General features: G+C 67.1%; 17 protein-coding genes. 11 read left to right on the top strand and 6 right to left on the bottom strand.

Annotation, left to right across the window (positions count from 1 at the left end; genetic code table 11):
• Positions 1–211 precede the first annotated feature (211 nt).
• The 3 genes from ABOZ73_RS07095 (at position 212) to ABOZ73_RS07085 (ending at position 2,094) form a co-directional block, all read left to right on the top strand.
• Positions 212–913: a Crp/Fnr family transcriptional regulator gene (locus tag ABOZ73_RS07095; protein WP_369061886.1), complete on the top strand. Its 702-nt coding sequence runs from the start codon at positions 212–214 to the stop codon at positions 911–913.
• Between the two features lie 190 nt (positions 914–1,103).
• Positions 1,104–1,643 carry a sigma-70 family RNA polymerase sigma factor gene (locus ABOZ73_RS07090; RefSeq protein WP_369061884.1) on the top strand — a complete coding sequence of 180 codons (540 nt, stop codon included), beginning with the start codon at positions 1,104–1,106 and terminating at the stop codon, positions 1,641–1,643.
• Entirely contained in the window at positions 1,594–2,094 is a 501-nt protein-coding gene (locus ABOZ73_RS07085; protein ID WP_369061882.1) for a CBS domain-containing protein, read from the top strand. Before ABOZ73_RS07090 ends, ABOZ73_RS07085 begins: the two co-directional genes overlap by 50 nt.
• Here ABOZ73_RS07085 and ABOZ73_RS07080 read toward each other — a convergent pair.
• Complete coding sequence (locus ABOZ73_RS07080) at positions 2,091–2,462, bottom strand: response regulator (RefSeq protein WP_369061881.1); 372 nt, start codon at positions 2,460–2,462, stop codon at positions 2,091–2,093. The two genes, ABOZ73_RS07085 and ABOZ73_RS07080, sit on opposite strands and share 4 nt — an antisense overlap.
• Positions 2,463–2,846: 384 nt before the next feature.
• On the opposite strand from ABOZ73_RS07080, the gene ABOZ73_RS07075 reads away from it, so the two are divergent.
• The 3 genes from ABOZ73_RS07075 to ABOZ73_RS07065 all read left to right on the top strand — a co-directional run bounded on the left by ABOZ73_RS07075 (position 2,847) and on the right by ABOZ73_RS07065 (position 6,286).
• Positions 2,847–4,019, top strand: coding sequence for a mandelate racemase/muconate lactonizing enzyme family protein (locus tag ABOZ73_RS07075; RefSeq protein WP_369061880.1), 1,173 nt, complete (start codon positions 2,847–2,849; stop codon positions 4,017–4,019).
• Between the two features lie 185 nt (positions 4,020–4,204).
• A complete protein-coding gene (locus tag ABOZ73_RS07070) occupies positions 4,205–4,714 on the top strand; it encodes a MarR family winged helix-turn-helix transcriptional regulator (RefSeq protein ID WP_369061879.1) in 510 nt (169 codons plus the stop codon).
• 153 nt (positions 4,715–4,867) lie between these two features.
• Positions 4,868–6,286, top strand: a complete 1,419-nt coding sequence (locus tag ABOZ73_RS07065; RefSeq protein WP_369061878.1) for a spinster family MFS transporter — start codon at positions 4,868–4,870, stop codon at positions 6,284–6,286.
• On the opposite strand, the gene ABOZ73_RS07060 is transcribed toward ABOZ73_RS07065, so the two are convergent.
• From ABOZ73_RS07060 to ABOZ73_RS07040, 5 genes are all read right to left on the bottom strand, one after another.
• A complete protein-coding gene (locus ABOZ73_RS07060; RefSeq protein WP_369061876.1) occupies positions 6,283–6,780 on the bottom strand; it encodes a MarR family winged helix-turn-helix transcriptional regulator in 498 nt (165 codons plus the stop codon). The genes ABOZ73_RS07065 and ABOZ73_RS07060 overlap by 4 nt on opposite strands.
• A 45-nt stretch (positions 6,781–6,825) precedes the next feature.
• Positions 6,826–7,959, bottom strand: coding sequence for a CapA family protein (locus tag ABOZ73_RS07055; RefSeq protein WP_369061874.1), 1,134 nt, complete (start codon positions 7,957–7,959; stop codon positions 6,826–6,828).
• A complete protein-coding gene (locus tag ABOZ73_RS07050; RefSeq protein WP_369061872.1) occupies positions 7,956–9,725 on the bottom strand; it encodes a CocE/NonD family hydrolase in 1,770 nt (589 codons plus the stop codon). Before ABOZ73_RS07050 ends, ABOZ73_RS07055 begins: the two co-directional genes overlap by 4 nt.
• Before the next feature lie 94 nt (positions 9,726–9,819).
• On the bottom strand, positions 9,820–12,510 hold the full coding sequence (locus ABOZ73_RS07045) for a TonB-dependent receptor plug domain-containing protein (protein WP_369061871.1): 2,691 nt from the start codon (positions 12,508–12,510) through the stop codon (positions 9,820–9,822).
• A 123-nt stretch (positions 12,511–12,633) separates the two neighbouring features.
• Entirely contained in the window at positions 12,634–14,094 is a 1,461-nt protein-coding gene (locus tag ABOZ73_RS07040) for an alpha/beta hydrolase domain-containing protein (protein ID WP_369061869.1), read from the bottom strand.
• A gap of 174 nt (positions 14,095–14,268) precedes the next feature.
• On the opposite strand from ABOZ73_RS07040, the gene ABOZ73_RS07035 reads away from it, so the two are divergent.
• From ABOZ73_RS07035 to ABOZ73_RS07015, 5 genes are all read left to right on the top strand, one after another.
• Positions 14,269–15,522: a CaiB/BaiF CoA transferase family protein gene (locus tag ABOZ73_RS07035; protein WP_369061867.1), complete on the top strand. Its 1,254-nt coding sequence runs from the start codon at positions 14,269–14,271 to the stop codon at positions 15,520–15,522.
• The gene (locus tag ABOZ73_RS07030; protein WP_369061865.1) at positions 15,522–17,927 is read left to right on the top strand and encodes a 2-hydroxyacyl-CoA dehydratase; all 2,406 of its coding nucleotides are present in this window, start codon (positions 15,522–15,524) and stop codon (positions 17,925–17,927) included. Before ABOZ73_RS07035 ends, ABOZ73_RS07030 begins: the two co-directional genes overlap by 1 nt.
• Before the next feature lie 276 nt (positions 17,928–18,203).
• On the top strand, positions 18,204–18,377 hold the full coding sequence (locus ABOZ73_RS07025) for a hypothetical protein (RefSeq protein WP_369061863.1): 174 nt from the start codon (positions 18,204–18,206) through the stop codon (positions 18,375–18,377).
• An 8-nt stretch (positions 18,378–18,385) separates the two neighbouring features.
• Complete coding sequence (locus ABOZ73_RS07020; protein WP_369061861.1) at positions 18,386–18,862, top strand: type II toxin-antitoxin system HipA family toxin; 477 nt, start codon at positions 18,386–18,388, stop codon at positions 18,860–18,862.
• Between the two features lie 76 nt (positions 18,863–18,938).
• Positions 18,939–19,646, top strand: a complete 708-nt coding sequence (locus ABOZ73_RS07015; RefSeq protein WP_369061859.1) for a HipA domain-containing protein — start codon at positions 18,939–18,941, stop codon at positions 19,644–19,646.
• Positions 19,647–19,663 lie beyond the last annotated feature (17 nt).

The raw sequence follows: 19,663 nt of genomic DNA, 5'->3' as shown, positions 1-19,663 counted from the left end.
GGAGGGCGATTTCGTCGGGCGGCTTCGAACCCAGTCTGCTGATCAATGAACCGTATCAAGACGCCGGTGACCGCCAAGCTCGAACTGGGGCGCAACGATTGGGCTCGCGGCAATCAAAGCCGCGCTCGGCAAGGCATCCTAACCTATGTGAAGGCGAGCAGGCCTTGCGAGCGGCAGGCTGGGGATCGGTATTTGTTTCTCCGGACCAAAGTTGCTTACCCACGATCCCGAATTGGTTCGCCCGACGTCAAACAGCTTGTCGTTGTCGCCGTCCGACCTGGCGAGGCTGTTGGCGCGGGCAGGCGTGACGCCGCGTCGCTTCCTGGCCCGTCAGGCGATCGACTTCGGCGCCAATCCGCGTCAGCTGGCGATCATCCTGCAGGGGGCGATCTCCATGGGCGTCGAAATCGAAGATGGCTACACCGTCGAAGCTGCCCTCGCGGGCACAGGCGACTGGCTCGGTTGGCCCGCGTCGCCACCGAAGGCGCTCTTCACCGGCGTGCTCGATGGCGAGCTTGGCTTCGTCTCGCGCGACGCCTTGCTGAACGAGGCCGCGGCCCTCGGCTACAGCGCGCCGGATGTCCTGGCGCTCGCGGCGTCGGCGACGCATCGCGCCTGGACGAACCTGGCCTGTCAGGGGCGGCACTCCATCACCCAACGACTGGCGCGGCGGCTACTGGACATCAGTCGTTTGGGCGGAGGGCTCGACACCATCCCAATGACGCAGGATGAGGCCGCCCTCGCGCTGGGCGTGCAACGTACGAGCGTCACCCATGCCGCGGTCAAGCTTCAGGAGGTGGGCGCGGTGCGCGTGGTGAGGGCTCGCACGATCATCACTGATCGCGCCGCTCTCGAACGTCTGGCGTGCTCATGCGCGCATCGGGCGAACGCCGCTCGCGAAGCGTCGCTTTAGTGTTTCAATAAAAAGTTCGACAGATCCGGCCCAATTCAGTTCTTAGCGTTGCCGTTACACGAACGTGTCAAATGGTTCCCTGCAAGTTCGTGAATTAATGTGAATAGCAGCACCGAAATACTATCAAAGGTTAGGGCGGCGTCTTGCTTCTAGGTTTCTCATCGGTCATCCGTTCAACCGATGAGGGCTCATGGACAAGTTCATGCAAGACGTCACCGCCTATGTCCCGCAATTGCGCGGCTACGCGGCCAGCCTGACGGGATCCCTCGCCGACGCCGATGACCTCGTTCAAGAGATGCTGCTGCGCGTCTGCCGCCACCGCGACCAGTTTCAGGAGGGCACCCACCTGCGGGCCTGGGTGCACACCATCTTGCGCAATGTCTTCTACAGCACCCTGCGCCGAGAGCGTCTGATGGTCCAGGATGTAGACGGCCGGCACGCCGCGCAGCTGGGCGAAGCGCCCGATCAGGAATGGCGCTTGAGGTTCGGCGAACTTCTCGAGGCGCTGGACCAAATCAAACCAGAACAGCGCGAGGCCCTAACGCTCGTCGTCATGACCGGGCTCTCGTACGAAGAGGCGGCGCAGGTATGCGGCTGTAAGGTCGGCACCATCAAGAGCCGCATCAATCGAGCGCGCGACCGACTGGCGATCTTGCTCGACGTCGCCGACAGCCGCTCGCATGGCGGGCGCGCCGGGTGGGCCGAGCACCGCCCCACGGCGTTCCTTTGACACCATGGAGGTCAAAGAGGTCATGACGGCCTGCGTCACGGTCTGTCTTCCCTCGGACAGTCTCAAGCGCGTGGCCAGGACCATGGCGAAGCTCGACGTGGGTTGGATGCCGGTGGGGGAGCGCGATCGCCTCGTGGGCATCGTGACCGACCGGGACATCGTCGTGCGCGGGCTTGCCGGCGGCCTGCGCGGCGGCGCCGCGGTCAGCAAGGTGATGAGCGCTCCAGTGCGCTATTGCCAGGAGCGTGAGAGCCTCGACATGGCGGCCTTCTACATGGCCGATCTGCAACTTCGCAGACTGCCTGTCTTGAACGCGCAGATGCGTCTGGTCGGCGTGCTGTCTCTTGGAGATATCAGCCGCAAGGGACCCCGTGCCGCGGCGGCGGCTGGCAAGGTCCTGGCGGGGGTCAGCGGCGCAACGGGCGCTCCCCAGAGCGCGACCGTCCCCTAGTCCACCAAAGCGTGACCGATCGCCTGGGCGACCTTGCTGATCGAGACCGGCTTTTCGCACAGGGGCAGGTGGGCGTAGCGCTCGGGAAGCGCCGCGGCGTCGTAGCCCGTCGTGAAAACCACCGGAACGCCGCGAGCGAGGAGCAGGTCGGCGGCCCGAAAGACGCTGTCGCCGCCCAAGTTGACGTCAAGAACGGCGCCGTCGATCCGCGGTTGCGCCGCTATGAGCGCGATCGCCGGCTCAAGCTGCCCTACCGGTCCGATGACCACCACTTGCGCCGCTTCAAGCTCGGCGCGCAGCTCTTCGGCCAGCAGATACTCGTCTTCCACGACCAGGATGCGACAGCCCTTAAGGGAAACGTCAGCCATCGGCGGCCTCCAGATCTGCGGACGTCTGCGACACTGGAACCACTATCGTGCAGTGAACGCCGTCGGGGCCCAGCGCGTAGGTCGTCCGGGCCCCGAGCTGGTAAGGCAGGGCCTGCTCGATAAGTTACCGTCCCTGGCCGGAGCCGAGGGCGTGAGGGTCGGACAGCGGCATGACGACGTCGCTTTCGCGCCAGTCAATGTGCAGCCACGGCTTGTCATCCGTCGAATGTTCCAAGGCCCAGGTGACCGCCAAACCGGCATGTCCTCGCAAGACCCGCCACCTCGAGCAGGGTGGACGACAGTTCTATAGCGCCTGAGAAACTCGGAGTTCTTCGCCAGCGCGTAAAGCCGCCTCCCTAGAACGCCCGCTCCAATGGATGCCAAATGACCAAGACCTCCAGCGCCCAGTCCGCCAGCTGCTATCTTGGCGACCGTATCGAGAAGATCGATCTGTCGCTGGTCAACTTGCCCCTGGCCACGCCGGTCAGCGACGCCAAGGTGACGACCGGGCGCCAGAAGCCGCTGACGCAAGTGGCCTTCCTGTTCGTGGAGATCGAGACCGCGCAGGGCGGCTCTGGCGTCGGGTTCAGCTATTCCAAGCGCGCGGGCGGGCCGGCCCTCTACGCCCACGCCAAGGAGATCGCCGACAACCTGCTGGACGAGGATCCCAACGACATCTCCCGTCTTTGGACCAAGCTGGTCTGGGCGGGGGCCTCGGTGGGGCGCAGCGGCATCGCCACCCAGGCGATCGCGGCCTTCGACAACTGCCTGTGGGACCTGAAAGCCAAGCGCGCCGGCCTGCCGCTGGCCAGGCTGCTCGGCGTCCATCGCGATTCCGTGGCCTGCTACAACACCTCCGGCGGCTTCCTGTCGACGCCGCTGGAAGCGGTGCTCGACAATATCGACCGGTCGCTGGAAGAGGGCATCGGCGGCATCAAGATCAAGGTCGGCCAGCCCGACTGGCGCGAGGATCTGCGCCGCCTGGAGGCGGTCGAGAAGCGCATCGACGGCCGCGTCGCCCTGATGGTCGACGCCAACCAGCAATGGGACCGGGCGACCGCCCTGCGCATGGGGCGGGCCATGGAGAGCTTCGGCCTGACCTGGATCGAGGAGCCCCTCGACGCCTATGACGCCGAGGGCCACGCCGCCCTGGCCCTGGCGCTCGACACGCCCATCGCGTCCGGTGAGATGCTATCCAGCGCCGGCGAGCACATGGAGCTGATCGGTCTTGGCGCCGTGGACATCATCCAGCCCGACGCCCCGCGCGTGGGCGGGATCTCGCAGTTCATGCGCCTTCTGACCTTCGCCGATCAGAAGGGCCTGGGCCTGGCGCCGCACTTCGCCATGGAGATCCACCTGCATCTGGCGGCGACCTATCCGCGCGAGCCTTGGGTCGAGCACTTCGACTGGCTCGACCCGCTGTTCAACGAGCGCCAGACGATCGTCGGTGGCCGCATGATCGTTCCAGACCGACTGGGTCTGGGCGTCACCTTGAGCGGCCAGGCCCGCGCCTGGACGGTGGCCAAGGAGAGCTTTAGGCGCGGGGGCGGCTCCTGACGTCCATTGGAGTCGGATGATGCGCGGACGACGAGAAGCGCGCGCTTGAGCGCAATCGGCGCGGTCCTTGGGCAAACCATGCTCTTGGAGCGTGACGTTTGATCAGTTGGCGCGGTATGCTAGGCCAACTGATAGTCAGGGGCCGAACCATTGATGGCGCCCGTCCTGCACGAGTTCATCCGCCCATGAAGACTCCCGCCAAACGCAAGACCGCCGTGACGCAAACCGCCCCGGCGGCGAGCATCCCAGCGGAGGCGAGCGAGGGCGGCGCTGTTCTGAACTTCGACGACCTCGATGAGGTCCTGGGCTTCCACGTCCGCCAGGCCCAGGGCACCATGCACCGGCGCGTGATCGCCGTGCTGGCGCGGGTCGAGCTGACCCAAAAGCACGCCGCCACCCTGTGGCTGGTCGGGGCCAACCCGGGAACCTCGCAGATCGCCCTGGGCGGTGCGCTGCGCATGGACCGGGCCACCACCATGGCCATCATCGACAAGCTTGAAGGCCGGGGTCTGGTGGTGCGCCAGCGCTCTTTGGTCGATCGGCGTCGGCACGAGCTTTTCCTGACGCCGGCTGGCCAAAAGATGCTGGTCAAGGTCAAGTCGCTGATCAAGGAGCACGAGCGTCAGTTCGCCGAGCGCTTCACCGAAGCTGAACTGGCGACACTGGTCTCCCTATTGCAGCGCATCTACGTCTAGCCCGCCGCGCATGCGGCGACCGGTGATCAAGGCTGTGCGCGACGCAAAGTCCAGCCGTCATAAATAGTTTGATCGTCAAACAATCTTATATACAAACGAACATAGACGCTCGCACAGGGCGCGTTCGAATTCGCCGTTCTGGGAGGAACAGGCATGACCGATGTGGCGATCAAGGCGGCCGCAGCGACCGCTCAGGACTCTGAAGCGGGGCCTGAGCCGCATCGCGGATGGCGTCCCTACAAGGTCTATATCGTCATCCTGCTGCTGCTGGTCACGGTCTGCAACTATCTGGACCGCATCGTGCTGGGCGTGCTGCAGGAGCCGATCAAGCGCGAGCTGGCCCTGACCGACTGGCAGCTGGGTCTGCTCAGCGGTCCGGCCTTCGCTCTGTTCTATTCAGTGGCCGGCATTCCCGTCGCGCGTCTGGCGGAGCGGATCAACCGCGCCGGCCTTCTGGCCACGGTCATCGCCATATGGTCGGCCATGACGGCTCTGTGCGGCGTGGCGGTCAATTTCGTCCAACTGCTGCTGTTCCGTGTCGGGGTCGGCATGGGCGAAGGCGGCTGCATTCCCATCAGCCACTCCCTGCTGGCCGACAATTTCACCATGCGCCAACGCGGGGTGGTGATGTCGGTGGTCGCCGCGGCGCCCTCCATCGCCACCATCCTGGCGCCGATCATCGGCGGCTTGGTGGCGCAGCAGTGGGGCTGGCGCGCCGCCTTCATCGTCATCGGCCTGCCGGGCCTGCTCCTGGCCGTCCTGGTCGCCCTGACCCTGAAGGAGCCGCGTAACCTGGCCGCCCAAAGCGGCCAGCCGCAGCCCAAAGCCCGCTCGTCCTTCGCCGCCGACGCCAAGCGTCTGCTCGGCGATCCCGCCTTTGTCTTCCTGTTCATCGGCGGCGCGTTCATCGGCGTGGCCTATAACGGGGTCACCGTCTTCATGGTCTCGTTCATGATGCGCAGCCACGAACTGACCCTGGCTCAGGCCGGCGGGGTCGTTGGGCTGAGCGGTCTGTTCGGGCTGCTCGGGACCTTCATCGGCGGCTTCGCGGCCGACCGCTTCTCCGACGCCAAGGGCCGCTCCTATGTGCTGGTGCCGGCCGTGGGCGGGGTGTTGACCGCGGGCTTCTACCTGCTGGCCTTCACGCAAGCAGACTGGCGTCTGGCCATGCCCTGCGTGCTCGCCGCCGCGGTGGCCTACAATCTCAAGAACGGGCCGATGTACGCGGCCATCCAGAACATCGTGCCCGGCACCATGCGGGCGACGGGCGCGGCGGTCTTCATGTTCGGCGCCACCGTGCTGGGCAGCACCGGGCCGCTGATCGCCGGCGCCGTCAGCGACGCGGCGGCCAACGCCAGCTTCCCGGCTGTGTTTGGGGCGTTCAACGCCGCCTGCCCGGGCGGCCGCGCGGCCAAGGATGCGGCCGAACCGTTGGCGCAGGCCTGCGCCCAGGCCTCGGCCAGCGGCTTGCAGACGGCTTTGGTGGTGGTGGCGCTGGGCTTCGTTCTGGCGTCCGCCTTCCTGGTGGTGGCGGCGCTGAAGCTGGGCAAGCGACGGGCGGTCGAAGCCTAGGTCGACACGTCCACGAAGCAGATCTTGTAGACCTTATCGAGCAGGGTCTGCAGGGTCGCCTGCTCGGACTTGGTCAGGGCGGCGTTGATGTGCGCCTCGTTTTCGCGGGCCAGCACAGTCATCTCCTCCAGCGCCTTGGCGCCGGCCGGTGTGACGAACAGCAGGTGGCGGCGGCGGTCGGTGCTGGAGCGGCGACGCTCGGTCCAGCCCTGGCGCTCCATGTTGTCGAGAATGGCGACGATGGTGGCCTTGTCGAAGCCGACCTCACGCGCCAGCGTCTTTTGCGACAGCCCCGGATTGGCCCCGATCAGGGCAAGGGCCGAGAACACGCCCGGGCGCAGCTCGTCGCTGTTCAGGCGCGCTCGGAAGGACCGCGAGATGTGGTTCTGGATCCGCCGGATCCGAAAGCCGATGATGTTGTCGAGCACGCCCAGCGTGACTTCCGCCGGCTCTTCAGGGTCGATCGGCGCCGGGGCCTTTGCGTTCGTCGTCATCACCGTCCGTCTGACCGGCGCCGCGCGAGTCGACGCTCAAGCATGCTAGTCGCTGGCTTGCGCGAACACCACCCGATCGCCATCCCACCAAAACCGTGTGTCCAGGCCCGCCGCGCGGCTGATCTTTTCCACATAGGCGGCGACGCGGCGCCCGTCCTCGTCGTCGCCCAAAGGGCGCGGCTGGCCGGTCGGCTCCATCCACAGCGGCTTGAAGCCCGGGGTGAAGTTCCCGTCGGCGTCCCAGCGGCAGTCGGCGACGATCCCGTTCTTGGCCTCCGGGTGGAAGGGGTAGAGCGGATAGTTCGGGTCAGGCTCGAAGCCGAACAGCACCTTGCGCTTTTGCGCCCAGGCGCGCCGTTCGGGGCTTTCGTTACCTTCCACCGACAGCGCGCGGGTCACGGTGATGAAGTTGCCAAGGCCATGGAAGATCGGCTTGCCGCGCCACACTTCGATTCCGCGCAGGATGTGCGAATGGTGGCCGATGACCATGTCCGCGCCCGCCTCGATGGCGGCGCGGCTGACGGCCTTCTCGTACATGGCGATGTGGGCCGGCGTGTGGACCACGCCCTTGTGGAAGGCGACGATCAGAACGTCCACCTGGTCGCGCAGGCGGGCGATGTCGGCCTGCATGGCCTCGACGGTGTCGGGATCGGCGAAGGTGTAGACCTTGGGCGGGCCGCCGGGATTTGCGTTCTCGAGCTCGTAGTGGGTGATGATCTTCAGATAGGCGCAGCCGGCGCGCTTGGGGCCGGCCCAGCCCTCCTTGGGTCCCACGCAGTTGTAGCTGAGCAGGCCGATGCGACGGCCGTGTCTGGCCACCGTCGCCGGCTGTCGCGCCGCTGCAAGATCGGCCCCGGCGCCGGCGCTGGCGACGCCCTGGGCGGCAAGGTTGGCGATGGTGTCCTCGATGCCCTCGGCGCCGCGGTCGTGGATGTGGTTGCCCGCCAGGCTGACCATGTGGAAGCCGGCGCGGCCCACGGCGCGCAGGTTTTCCGGATCACTGGCCGGGGCGGGAATGTCGCCGACCAACTCCTGGCCGCGCAGGGTGTGGGGCACCTCCACATGCCCCACCACCAGATCGGCCTGGGCCAGGGTGTCGCGGGCCAGGTCGAAGAAGAAGTCGGCGTTCGGCTCGTCCAGGACGAGGTCGCCGGTCATCAGCAGGCGAAACGGGTTCATCGGGCCTCCGCGACGGGCAGGGTGAGACTGGACGCCGTCGCTCCGCCACTATGAACCACAAGGCGCGCCGGGGGCGACGTCTCGATGCGCCCGCGTTCACGAGGATCGGAGCCAGAGACGCTCAGGCGGATCTTGTGTCCCTTCTTGAAAACGTAGGACACCGCCAGAAGATCGAAGGACACCTTCACCGGCTCGCCGGCGACGAGCGGCTGGTGATCCTCGGCGAAGCTGCGCCGCCAGGGCGTGCCGAGCGTCTCCCACGGAGCCTTGACCGCCTTGCGCAGCGAGGCGCGCTGGCGGCCCTCGGTGATCACCGTCGCCGTGCCGTCGGGCGCGACATCCTCCAGATAGGCGAAGACCGCCTGTTCGGGCGCGTCGGACGACACCCACAGATCGGCCATGGGCAGGCCGGTGACCTCGGTGTCGGCCTTCAGGGGCTGGCCAGTGAACACCGCCGCCTCGCCGCTGGGACGGCACGGCTGGGTGAAGGGGCCGCTATTGGGTTGGACCGGATCGGGCGGGCAGGTCGGCTTGTAGTCGACGGTCAGGGCCGCCGCGCCCGCGCGCGAGGGCGATGCGGCCTGCAGGGCGCTCCCGCCCAGGAACAGACGCTGTCCGGCGCCGGCGGTCGGCCAGGCCTTGGCCGATCGCCACTCGGTTCCGGCGGGCGCGCCCATGGTGAAGTACTTGATCGGCTCGTCGGTCTCGATGCCTGTGGCCTTGCCCTTCAGGTAGTGATCGAAGAACCGCAGCTGCTCGCTGCGCAGGTCAAAGCCGGTGTTCAGGCAGTGGCGCCACGGCCCGATGATGATGCGCGCCTGTCCCGGCAGATTGGCCTGCGCGATCAGGCCCTCGGTTCGGAAATCGTCCGCCCAGCCGCCCTGGATGTAGAGCGCGACCTTCGACTGGCGAACCTGGTCCAGATAGCCGCCGATGCTGACCTCGCCCCAGAACTTGGCCATGACCAGCGGCGACCAGCTGTCGCGATAGGGCATCGACTTCATCAGTTCGAGCAGGTTGGTGGAGCGCAGATGCTCCTCGGCGGCGGCGCGCAGGAGCCGACGCTCCGGATCGGCCTGCACGGGCGTGGCCTTCATGTCGTCTTCGACGGTGCGCTGGGGGCCGGTGCCATAGTTGGCGATGATCCCGCCCCGGGTGTGTCCGTCATAGCGGTCCCAGGCGAAGCAACCCGCGAAGGCGGCCTTCAGGCTGGGCGGGCGGCCGATGATGGCGTGCATCACCGCCTCGCCGGTGTTGGAGCAGCCGTACATGCCGACCTTGCCGTCGGACCATGACTGGGCGGCCAGCCATTCGGTGATCTCGTAGGCGTCGAAGGTCTCGGTAAAATCCTCGTAGCCGCGGCGCGAACCGAAGGACGCGCCGTTGCCGCGGCGCGCGGCCACCGCGACCACGTAGCCGTTATAGGCCAGATCGGCGAGCGGCTCGCGGCCGCGGGCGTCGACGGCGCCGTCCTTGAGCTTGCGATGGCCCGCCGGCTCGATGTCCAGGGCATGATGCCAGATGACCGGCAGGCGGGTCTCCACGGGCTTGCCGTTCACCGCCGGGCGATGCAGCGACAGGGCGATCTTGGTGCCGTCGCGCATGGGAATGTGGAAGGTGGTGACCACCTGTTCGCTGTAGGGCTGCTCTGGTTCATAGCGCCCGAAGGTCGAGGCCGCCGACGCGCCGGCTTCTTGCGGTCGGGCCGCGGCATGACCCGCGCCAAGCGCCAGGATCGAGACGGCGAGCAGAAGGGGGCGGATCATCGGTGTCTCCAAAAGATGGCGGTGGAGCAAGGATAGCCTTGCTCCACCGCCCAGTTTTCCGAGGTCGTCGGGGGGAAAGAAACCTAAGGCCGGATCACCACGCCTTGGTGATCTCGAAGGACACGAACCGGCCCAGGGCCGAAGCCATCTGGCTATCCCAGGAGAACGTGCCGTTCAGGACGATCGGCGGATCCTCATCAAAGACGTTGATGGCGTTCACCGACAGCCGCACGCCGTCCGTCCAGCCTCGCCCTTCGGGGAAGGTGTAGGAGCCGGTCATGTCGATCGTCGTCTGGCTCTTGACCTTCACGTTCGGGGTGATCGCCGTGTTGGTGTAGCTGTCGGTGTAGTTGGCGAAGGCGTTGGCGCTGAACCCGCCCATGCGCCAGCCCAGGGCGCCGCGAACACGCAGGTCCACCGGATTGCCGAAAGTATCGAGCACGTCCTGCCATGGCGTGCTGACGGTGGTGCGGCGTTCCAGCTTGAGCACCTTGCTGACATCGGCGCCCACCCGCCAGCGCCCGAAGGTCGTGTCGAAGTCGTAGGACACGGCCACGTCCAGGCCCTGCTGCTCCAGCTGCCCGAGGTTCTGACGGCGTCCGTCGATCAGAACGTTGATGTTGCTGATCGGCTCGACCGGGTTCTGCAGGTCCGGGCTGGCGAGGGCCTGAGCGACCAGGGCGTTGAAGGCGGCGGTTGCGGCCGCATCCGACGCAGCGGGCCGGCGGGTGACGAACGCCGAGTACACCGTGCCCTGGGTGAGGGCTGAAGCCGGCGTAACATCGATGCGGTTCTCATAGGCGATCTTGTACCAGGTGGCCGACACGTTCAGGCCGTCGAGGGCCGCCTGCGGCTGCCAGTCGAAGCCCGCCGACCAGGTCTTGGCGGTCTCTGGACCCAGGCCGTTGTTGCCGCCGTTGGTGAACAGGCCTCGGGTGGTCCCCGTCGACGAGGTCGGGTCGGTGATGTTCTGGATGAAGATGTTCTTGATCTGGTCGGCGCTGTCGACCAGCGACGGCGCGCGGAACGAGGTGCCGTAGGTGGCGCGGAACGTCAGGTCGAAGCCCGGCGAATAGATGACCCCGATCTTGGGATTGGTGGTCGCGCCGAAGTCCGAGAACGTCTCGCGGCGGGCGGCCAGGGAGAGGTCGAGTTTGGCCACGCCGGGCAGGGCGTTTTCGCCGCCGATCAACGGAACGAACAGTTCGCCGTAGAGCGATTTGATCTGACGGTCGTTGCGAATGACCTTGTAGGTCGCCTCGCCGCTGGCCAGCACGTTGGTGGCTTCCAGCGTCTGCTTGAAGGTGTTGTCGTGATACTCCGCGCCCACCGCCATGCGCACCTGCCCAGCCGGCAGGGAGAACAGCGGACCGTCCGCGCGCAGGGAGAAGTCCTGGGCGATGTTGGTGCCCCAGGTCGCACGGTTGGCGTCGATGATGTCGAGCAGCGCCGCATTGTTGGTGCGGTTGAAGGTCCCGTCGCCGAACGGGTTGAAGGCGGTGGCCGGGTTGGTGCTGCGCAGGGCCGCGGTCAGGGCGGCGTTGTTCAGGACGCTTTTGCGATCCTGGAAGCCGCGGCTCATGCTGTGATCGACATAGCCGGACAGGCGCCAGTCCGCGCCCAGGTCGAAGTTGAAGCCGACCGCATGCTGCTGGGCGTTCTCAAAGCCGCTCGAGTTGGGATCGAGGTCGTCGGTGAGCCGGTATTCCACGGTCGCGGAGGTCACGCCCGCGGGGGCGACGAACCACGGATTGGCGTTGGTCACGGCCAGCGAGAACAAAGCCGGCGGCGCGGCCAGATCGTAGGTACGGCGCGTGTAGAAACCCTCGTACCAGACGTCCAGCCGCTCATCGATATCGTGATGGGCGTTGAACAGGATGGTGTCGCGGTTCTGCTTGGGCAACAACGCCGCGTCCGCCGCCTCGTCGAAGCGATTGGCGGTTCCGGGCCTCAGGGCCGCCGGATTCACGCCGACGCCGGCGCCGGCGGGCAGGGCGTAGCGCACCCCGCCGATCACCAGATTGCCTGGAGCGGCGGTGAAGGGGCGGGCGTCCGAGCCGCCGCGAGCGGTGCGGTCCTGGCTCGTGAAGTCACGGTCGCGACCCAGAAGCTCGCCGCGCTCGTTATGTTCATAGACGAAGAACAGCCCGCCGCCGTCCCAGGTCTTGCCGAAGGTCTGGCTGAACTGGAATTGCTCGACGGCGTCGGCGAAGCCGTAGCGCGCGGTCGTCTCGGCCCCGTCGAAGTTGCGGCGGGTGATCAGATTGACCACGCCGGCCACCGCGTCCGAACCATAGATGGCCGAGGCGCCGTCGGTGACGACTTCGATTCTCTGCAGCGCGGCCGCGGGAATCTGATCGACGTCGGCGATCGCCTTGATCACCCCGTTAGGGGCTAGGCGGCGACCGTTGAGCAGGAGCAGCGTGGCCTCAGGACCGATGCCCCGAAGATTGACCGCGCGTACGGCGGTGGCGTTGGCGGCGGCGTCCTGGGCGCCGCCCGTGAAGGTGCTGCGGCTCTCGTCGGCGCCGATGTTGAACACCTGGGGCAGTGTGCGCGCCGCGTCGGCGACGGTCGCCGCCCCGCTCGCCTTGATCTGTTCCAGGTCCACGCCCACCGTGGGCGAGCCGGCGGCCGCAACCCCGCGAATGCTGGTCCCGGTGACGATCACCTCTTCAAGCTGGGCCTCATCCTGCGCGGCGGCGGCGCAGGCCGCGCCCAAGCTGGCCGCTAGGGCTAGGATCGAGACGCAACTGGAGCGTCGGCGGGTGGTGGTCTTCATCATAGGCGCGCCCTCCAGCGCTGCCGCTCGGTCGATGCCGTCGGCGGTTCTCGTTATTGGTTTGGGTAATCAAACGGTATGCGCACAAATAGTATGTGACTCGAACTAATCTTTTGGCAAGCGTCGTTATCGAAATGCACGTGCCGCCGCGGCGCTTGCTTGCGAGAGCTCCTCCTCGGCGTCGCGGCGCGAGAGCCAGCCGGCCTGCACGCGTTGCGCCACGGCCGTGTGGACCTTCGCCAGGTAGTCGGCCGCCCCACCAGGGTAGAGGCGGTTAAGCGCCTCCTTTGAGAGCGGAATGCGGCGGATCGCGAGATAAGCTCCGGATGGTCCCGCTCGCGGCGTGCATTCGGGCCTGTCCCTGGCTTCGGCGTATGAAGCCAGCGGCACGTCGAGCTCCACGGGGCGAAGCCCTCCGGACACGTTGCCGTTCTCATCGTGGGGGAAATTTCCATCAGGCCCTCGCGCGATGCGCAGGCTCGCGGGCGGGGACACGCCCCGCTCGACCCAGGCTTCGAGGCGGGCGAGCGTGGCGCGGGCGTAGTGGCTCATGGACACATCGCTGGCCGGATAAGGACAGGCGCCTTGTGGGGCGGGAGTTGAGCGCAGGCCGTCGCCATGGGTCAGGCCGCCAAGCTCATAGAGACGGCGTCCGCCCTTGACCGCGCCGCTGTCGCGCGGCTGAGCGCCGGTGTTGGTCAGCGCCTCGTTCTGGCTCATCAGCTCCACGACCGGCGCGTCTATCGCCCGCAGGACGCGACGAGGATCATCGACTGGGCGCACCGGCGATAGGCTGTCGAGGGGCACATAGCCGGCGATGAAACCACCTGCGGAAATTCCGATCAGATAGCCGTCGATCGCGGCGGCGCCATCCTCGAGACGGGACAGATCGTGGAAGCCCTCATTGATGAAGGTGCGAAGAAAACTGCCGGTGAACGACCAGCCCGACGCGTAGACCCTCTTGGCCCTTGCGCCGAGGATCGCGCCGTCGGCCTTGAGCACGGCGGCGGTCTGACCGAAGGCCTCCCAGCGAGCGCTGTCGTCGTCGGGCCAGTCGATCCGCGCGTAGCGAGCCGGGTTGAAGGCCTTGAGGATCAACGGCGCCGCGGCCTGCCGCCCCGAAGCGGCGAGGGCGCGCGAGGGCGCATCGCCTCCGATCATCACCGCCACGAAAGCGTCGCCGTTGGCCAGGACGTGTTCGGATACCCAGTCCCAAGGCGTGTCGCCGGCAGAGGGGTGAATGGGAACAAGATGGACGCGCCCCGAGAACCGCTCGGACGAAATCGGCCGGATGACGATGAGGCGGGTCGTGTAAGGCCGGGTGGATGGGGAGCCTCGCTCGGCTCCGTCGGGACCGGCTCGCCAAGTTCCCGCCAGGCCGGACAGGAACGTCTCCTCACGAAGATAGCCGCGCGCGGCCAGGCGATCGGCCAACGGCGTTCCCGGCGGGGCGGGATCGCTCCAGATGGGGTCCTGAGCGGATGGGGCGGCAGCGGGCGCCACCCGCACCGGCTGATCCGCATGCGCGGGCGCAGCGCCGATCGCAAGCATCACCGCGCCCAACAAAAGGCCGCCGCGCAGGCTCATGAGTTCCTCCAATGCGTGGCGGCTCTGCCGGCCGCCCTAGCGTCAAGCTCGCTCTCCCTGATCTGTGCGTCAACAAATAGTTTGAATAACGAACTATTTGTTGACTTGAACTGCCCGGGGCTCCTTGATGGACCTCTCATCGCCATAAGCGCGACCAGTCCTTGGATGAATTTCGTGACCTCGAACGCCGCCACCGCCTCCCGTCCGCTTGAAGGCCTGCGGGTCATCGACCTCACGCGCGCGCTCGCCGGCCCCTACGCCACCTTGCTGCTGGCGGGCCTGGGGGCGACGGTGATCAAGGTGGAGGACCCGCGTGGCGGGGACCTGGCGCGCGACAACAGTCCCTATGTCGGCCGCGACGGCGTCACCGTGGAGAAGCGCCACGAGGACGACCTGTCGATCTCCCACCTGACCCGGGCGCGCGGCAAGCACGGGGTCAGTCTCAACCTCAAGCACCCCAAAGCGCGGGAAGTGTTCGCCGACCTGGTGCGCGGCGCCGACATCGTGGTCGAGAACTTCACCAGCGGCACGGCCGATCGGCTGGGCGTCGGCTATGAGGCCGCCCGCGCCGTAAATCCGGGGATCATCTACTGCTCGCTCAGCGGCTTCGGCGCAGACGTCGCCGAGGGCAGCAAGGCCATGGACGTGCTCATCCAGGCGCTGAGCGGGGCGATGTACACCAGCGGCGGCCCCGGCGAGCCGCCGGTGCGGATCGGCATCCCCATGGCCGACATGCTGGCGCCGATGTTCGGGGTCATCGGCATCCTGGCGGCCGTCAACCAGCGCCACAACACCGGCGTGGGCCAGCAAGTCGATGTCTCCATGCTCGGCGCCCTGACCTCCTTCGTGGCCATCGAGAACTGGCAGGCCATGGCCATCGCCGGTCTGCCGGCGCGCACCGGCCTGACCGTCCAGCGCCTTTCGCCCTTCGGCGTCTTTAAGTGCGCCGACGGCTATGTGGCCGTGGTGGCGGTGCATGACGGACTGGCCAGCGGCCTGTTCCGCGCCATGGGCGCGCCCGAACTGGCGCAGGACGAACGCTTCGTCAGCCGCGACCGCCGCGTGGCCAACGCCAGCGAACTGGAAGCCCTGATCGAGGCCTGGTCCAGCCGCCTGCCGCTCGCCGAGGTGGTCGCGGCGCTCGAAGCGCAAGGCGTGCCCGCCGCGCCCGTCCGCGAGCCGACAGAAGGCCTGGTGGATCCGAGGGTCGTGGCGCGGGGCGAGACCGTGCCGATCTCTCATCCGGCCTATGGCGATGAGGCGAAGCTGATGACGGCCGGCGTGCCGATCCGCTTCTCAGGCGCCCAGGCGCGCTTCGATCCTGTGCTGCCCGTCGCGGTGGGCGAGCACAACACCACGGTCTACAGCCAGATTCCGGGCTACGACGCCGACCGGATCGCCGTGCTTAAGCAGGACGGCGTCATCTGATGAACCAGGCTCTCCGCACCGTCGCTGTCGTCGGCATCGACGTGCCTGCCGAGTTGGTGCGGGCCGCTGGTCTGGAGCCCGTTCGGCTTGTCGCCAATGTCGATGGTCAGGATCGGGAGGATGGGCATCCGTCCCTGGCCGGCCAGACCCCGCGAACCCGCGCCCTGGTCGCCAGCCTGATGGCCGCCGAGGCTGGAGGCGGCTTGGCTGGCGTGGCTCTGTCTCATGGCTGCGTCGAGGACGCCCAGTTGTTCTCCGTGCTGCGCGAGCTGGATCGGCTGGGACGCGGCGTGTCGGCGCCGGTCGCGTTCCTGGACGTCCAGCATGGCGATGATGCGCCCACGATCGCCTACAATCGCGCCCGGCTGGCCCAGTTCACCGGCTGGCTGGAAGCGCTCAGCGGCGCGTCGATCAAGGCCGAGGCGCTGTCGGCGCAGATCGTCCGCGCCAACGCCCAGCGACGCAGCCTGCGCCAGCTCCTAGCGGTGCGCGCCCAGGCCCAGCCGACCATGGGCGGTGTTGAAGCGCTTGACCTGATCGCCGCCTTGGGAAGCGTGTCGGTCACCGAGGGCGAGCGCCTGATCAGCCAGGCGGCGGAGCGACACGCAGGCGCTTCGCCGCTTGGCGGTCGAAGGGTTCTCGTCACCGGCGCCCCGCAGGAAACCAGCGCCCTCTACGCCCTGATCGAGGCGAGCGGCTGCGTGATCGTCGGTGAGGATCATCTGTGGGGCGCGCCGGTCGCCGAGCGCGATCTGGACGAGACCGGCGATCCCTTCGAAGCCCTGATCACCCGCTGGCGAGCGGCGCCGTCCGGCTCGCCTCGCCAGTCGAGCCGAGAACGCGCCGCGCTTCTGGCCTCGCAGGCCAAGGCGCTCGGCGTCGACGCCGTGATCCATCTACGTCTTGCGGGCGATGAGTCCGCGCCCTGGGACCTCCATGATCTCGTCCGCGCCCTGCAGCCGCTCGGCGTGCCGCTCCTGCGCCTGAAGACCAACGCTGCGCCGGACACGGCCGAGTTGCAGCGTCTGGCGCAGGTCTTCGCCAGCTTCTGGAGCGATGGGCCGCAAGAGGCGTCGCCGCTGGCGGTTTCAGCCCCGGCATCCGCTCCCTCCGCCGGCAAGAATCCTCGGCCCGAAAGCGACGGCCGCCGCAGCCGCAAGGCGCTGGCCTCGACGTCCGACTTCGGCGCCTGGCAGCGCGACTGGTTCGCCGATGTTCAGGCCCGCGCCCAAGATAGCCCCTTCGCCGTGGTCAACGCCGACGCGCCGCAGGAAATCCTGCGGGCAATGGACGTGCCCTATGTGGTCAATCAGTGGTGGGCCTCAATCGTGGCCGCCAAGCAGCAGGGGCGGCGGCACAACGCCCTGCTGCGCGGCGCCGACTATCCGACCGACGTCGAAGGCTATAGCGCCCAAGGCCTGGCCGCCGCGCTTGATCCCGATCCGGCGAGCGGCGCCTGGGGCGGCCTGCCCAAGCCGGACATCCTGTCCCTGACCACGGCCTCGGACTCAGGAAGCAAGCTCTTCGAGGCCTGGGCCAGGGAGACGGACGCGACCCTGCTGTTCTTCCCGCGAACCATCGACAGCCGCTGGGACATTCCCACCGACTGGTGGGACGATCTGCCCGAGCGCTGGGACGCGACCCTGGAGCCGGAGCGGCTCGACCTGATGACGGCCCATTTGTCGGCCAGCATCGAGCGCCTGGAGGCGGTCACGGGACGCAAGTTCCAGATGGACCGCTTCGTCGAGGTGATGGCCCTGGTCAACGAACAGGAGGACTATTACCGCCGCACCCGCGACCTGATCGCCGCCACCGTCCCGGCCCCGGCCGGCATCGCCGACACCATGCCGGCGACCATGGTGCCGCAATGGCATCGCGGCACGGTCTGGGGCCGCGACGCCGCCAAGCGATTCTATGAGGAAGTCGCCGCGCGAGCGGCCGCTGGCGAAGCCGCCTGTCCGGGCGAGCGGGTCAGGCTGATGTGGGTCGGGCGCGGCCTCTGGAGCGACATGGGCTTCTATCAGCGCTGGGAGGAAAGCCACGGGGCGGTCTTCGTCTGGTCGATGTATCTGGGCCTCGCCGCCGACGGTTACCTGCGCGCTTTCGAAGGTGAGCAGGACGTCCTGCGTGCCCTTGCCGCCCGCTTCGTGACCATGGGCGACGAACTTCGCATGCCCACCTGGGCCGGCGCCTGGCACGTCAAGGAAGCCAGGACCCACGGCGTCCACGGCGCGGTGGCGATCGACGACGCCGACCCCTTTGTCCTGGAGGCGCTGGAACGCGCGGGCGTGCCCGTATTGCGTCTGCCCATGGGCAATATGAGCGCCGAAGGCGACGCCTTGGAAGGCCGGGTGACGGCCTTCATCGAGGACGTCGTGGCCGGTCGCGAGGGGCAGAGGCGCTAGCTCTCTCGCCTAATCGGCGCTCAGCCGGCTCGCCCGTAGGCCCGCCTCATCGCGAACGATCCTCGCGGGACGATGTCCCGCGCCGCTCAGAAAAATGGAAAGTTTCCCGAGCGGGAAATATATGTCGAACGTCCTAACTGGCGACTGATAAATTCCCGATCGGGACATTTACCTGATTTTGAAGCTGAGCTCATCTAGAAGTTCCCGAACGGGAAGTTTCCATGTCGCTCTTTAGCCGCCGCCATTGGGGGTGAGATACGTCGAGCCCGCAAGGCTATGGGTTTACGGCAGGACGAACTGGCCGCTGTAGCGAACGTAGGCCTGCGCTTCCTTGTCGAACTGGAAAACGGCAAAGCCACTGCCCAGTTAGGTAAGGCGTTGGATGTGCTTGCAGCTGTGGGGTTGGAGGTCAGGCTGATTGACCGCGCCACCGAGCGGCCGACGCGATGAAGCAAGCCTTGACCGTCTGGTGGGGCGAGGCTCCCGTGGGCCAGCTGATGCTGGATGAGAATGGCGACATAGGCTTTGCCTATGAAGATAGCTGGCTCGCCGATCCGACCCGCCCGCCTGTCTCCGTTTCACTGCCTGCGCAGCGCGGCGTCTTCAGCCGCCGCGCGACACGCTCATTCTTCGCGGGATTACTGCCGGAACAGTGGCAGCGCGAGAAGGTCGCCCGCGCGCTTGGCGTATCCCAGCAAAACGACTTCGGCCTTCTGGAACGTTTGGGCGGCGACGTTGCGGGCGCGCTCACGCTTTGGCGTCAAGGAGAAACCCCGCCTCAGCCCAAGGGACTGCGCGCCACAAAGCCCCTTAGTGATGAGAGGCTGCTCGAAATCTTGGATGAACTCCCCAAGCGCCCGCTCCTGGCGGGGGCGCAGGGGGTGAGCCTTTCTTTAGCGGGCGCTCAGGAAAAGCTGCCTGTCGTCCTTGGTTGATGGCGCAATAGCCCTGCCTGCGCCTGGCCAGCCCAGCACCCACATCCTCAAGCCGGCCAGTGCGATGTGGCCCGCGATGACGCAGAACGAAGCGTTGGCGATGCGCTTGGCCAGCGCTGTGGGGCTGCCGACGGCGCCAGTGGAGCCTCGTAGAGTTGGCGAACGCATCTTTCTGCTTGTCACCCGACACGACCGAGTGATCGGCGCTGATGGCGTGATCGCTCGCCTCCATCAGGAGGATTTCTGTCAGGCGCTTGGCATCTCGCCCGAGCACAAGTACGCCGCCGAAGGAGGGCCGATCTTCGCAGACTGTTTTGCGCTGGTCCGAGCGGTTTGCCAGCCGGCCGCGCCTGCAGTGTTGGCGCTGCTGGACGCGGCGATTTTCAATCTGATCGTCGGAAACGCCGACGCTCGCGGCAAAAACTACAGCCTGCTCTACGCACACGGTGGCATCGAACTGGCGCCGCTCTACGACCTGATGTGCACGGCCGCCTACCCCGAAGTTCACGCTAAGCTGGCGATGAAGATCGGCAAACAGGGCAAGTTGGAAGATTTCGAGACCGACACCTGGCGCGTCTTCGGCGCAGAGATCGGCATGGCCCCAGCTTTTGTAGAACGCCGCGCTCGGGCGCTCGCCTCTCAAGTCATTCAACAGCTCGGCCTGGTCACCGATGGGCTCGCCCACAGTGGCTTCGAGTGCGAAGACCTACGTCGCTTCTCCCGCTTGATCGCGACCCGCGCCGACACCGTCCTGCGTCTGGGAAGGCCAAGCGTGGGCGACTAGACGAACTGAGCGCCCTG

It is taken from the genome of Caulobacter sp. 73W (genome assembly GCF_041021955.1).
Lineage (GTDB): Bacteria > Pseudomonadota > Alphaproteobacteria > Caulobacterales > Caulobacteraceae > Caulobacter.
The sequence above is the reverse complement of the archived record's forward strand: the minus strand, read 5'-3'. Positions and strand labels throughout refer to the sequence as shown.

Excerpts from the sequence above, each read along its gene's own strand:
- ABOZ73_RS07090 (WP_369061884.1), top strand. The coding sequence starts at position 1,104 with ATGGACAAGTTCATGCAAGACGTCACCGCCTATGTCCCGCAATTGCGC.
- ABOZ73_RS07085 (WP_369061882.1), top strand. The coding sequence starts at position 1,594 with ATGGCGGGCGCGCCGGGTGGGCCGAGCACCGCCCCACGGCGTTCCTTT.
- ABOZ73_RS07080 (WP_369061881.1), bottom strand. The coding sequence starts at position 2,462 with ATGGCTGACGTTTCCCTTAAGGGCTGTCGCATCCTGGTCGTGGAAGAC.
- ABOZ73_RS07075 (WP_369061880.1), top strand. The coding sequence starts at position 2,847 with ATGACCAAGACCTCCAGCGCCCAGTCCGCCAGCTGCTATCTTGGCGAC.
- ABOZ73_RS07070 (WP_369061879.1), top strand. The coding sequence starts at position 4,205 with ATGAAGACTCCCGCCAAACGCAAGACCGCCGTGACGCAAACCGCCCCG.
- ABOZ73_RS07065 (WP_369061878.1), top strand. The coding sequence starts at position 4,868 with ATGACCGATGTGGCGATCAAGGCGGCCGCAGCGACCGCTCAGGACTCT.
- ABOZ73_RS07060 (WP_369061876.1), bottom strand. The coding sequence starts at position 6,780 with ATGACGACGAACGCAAAGGCCCCGGCGCCGATCGACCCTGAAGAGCCG.
- ABOZ73_RS07055 (WP_369061874.1), bottom strand. The coding sequence starts at position 7,959 with ATGAACCCGTTTCGCCTGCTGATGACCGGCGACCTCGTCCTGGACGAG.
- ABOZ73_RS07050 (WP_369061872.1), bottom strand. The coding sequence starts at position 9,725 with ATGATCCGCCCCCTTCTGCTCGCCGTCTCGATCCTGGCGCTTGGCGCG.
- ABOZ73_RS07045 (WP_369061871.1), bottom strand. The coding sequence starts at position 12,510 with ATGATGAAGACCACCACCCGCCGACGCTCCAGTTGCGTCTCGATCCTA.
- ABOZ73_RS07040 (WP_369061869.1), bottom strand. The coding sequence starts at position 14,094 with ATGAGCCTGCGCGGCGGCCTTTTGTTGGGCGCGGTGATGCTTGCGATC.
- ABOZ73_RS07030 (WP_369061865.1), top strand. The coding sequence starts at position 15,522 with ATGAACCAGGCTCTCCGCACCGTCGCTGTCGTCGGCATCGACGTGCCT.
- ABOZ73_RS07025 (WP_369061863.1), top strand. The coding sequence starts at position 18,204 with ATGGGTTTACGGCAGGACGAACTGGCCGCTGTAGCGAACGTAGGCCTG.
- ABOZ73_RS07015 (WP_369061859.1), top strand. The coding sequence starts at position 18,939 with ATGACGCAGAACGAAGCGTTGGCGATGCGCTTGGCCAGCGCTGTGGGG.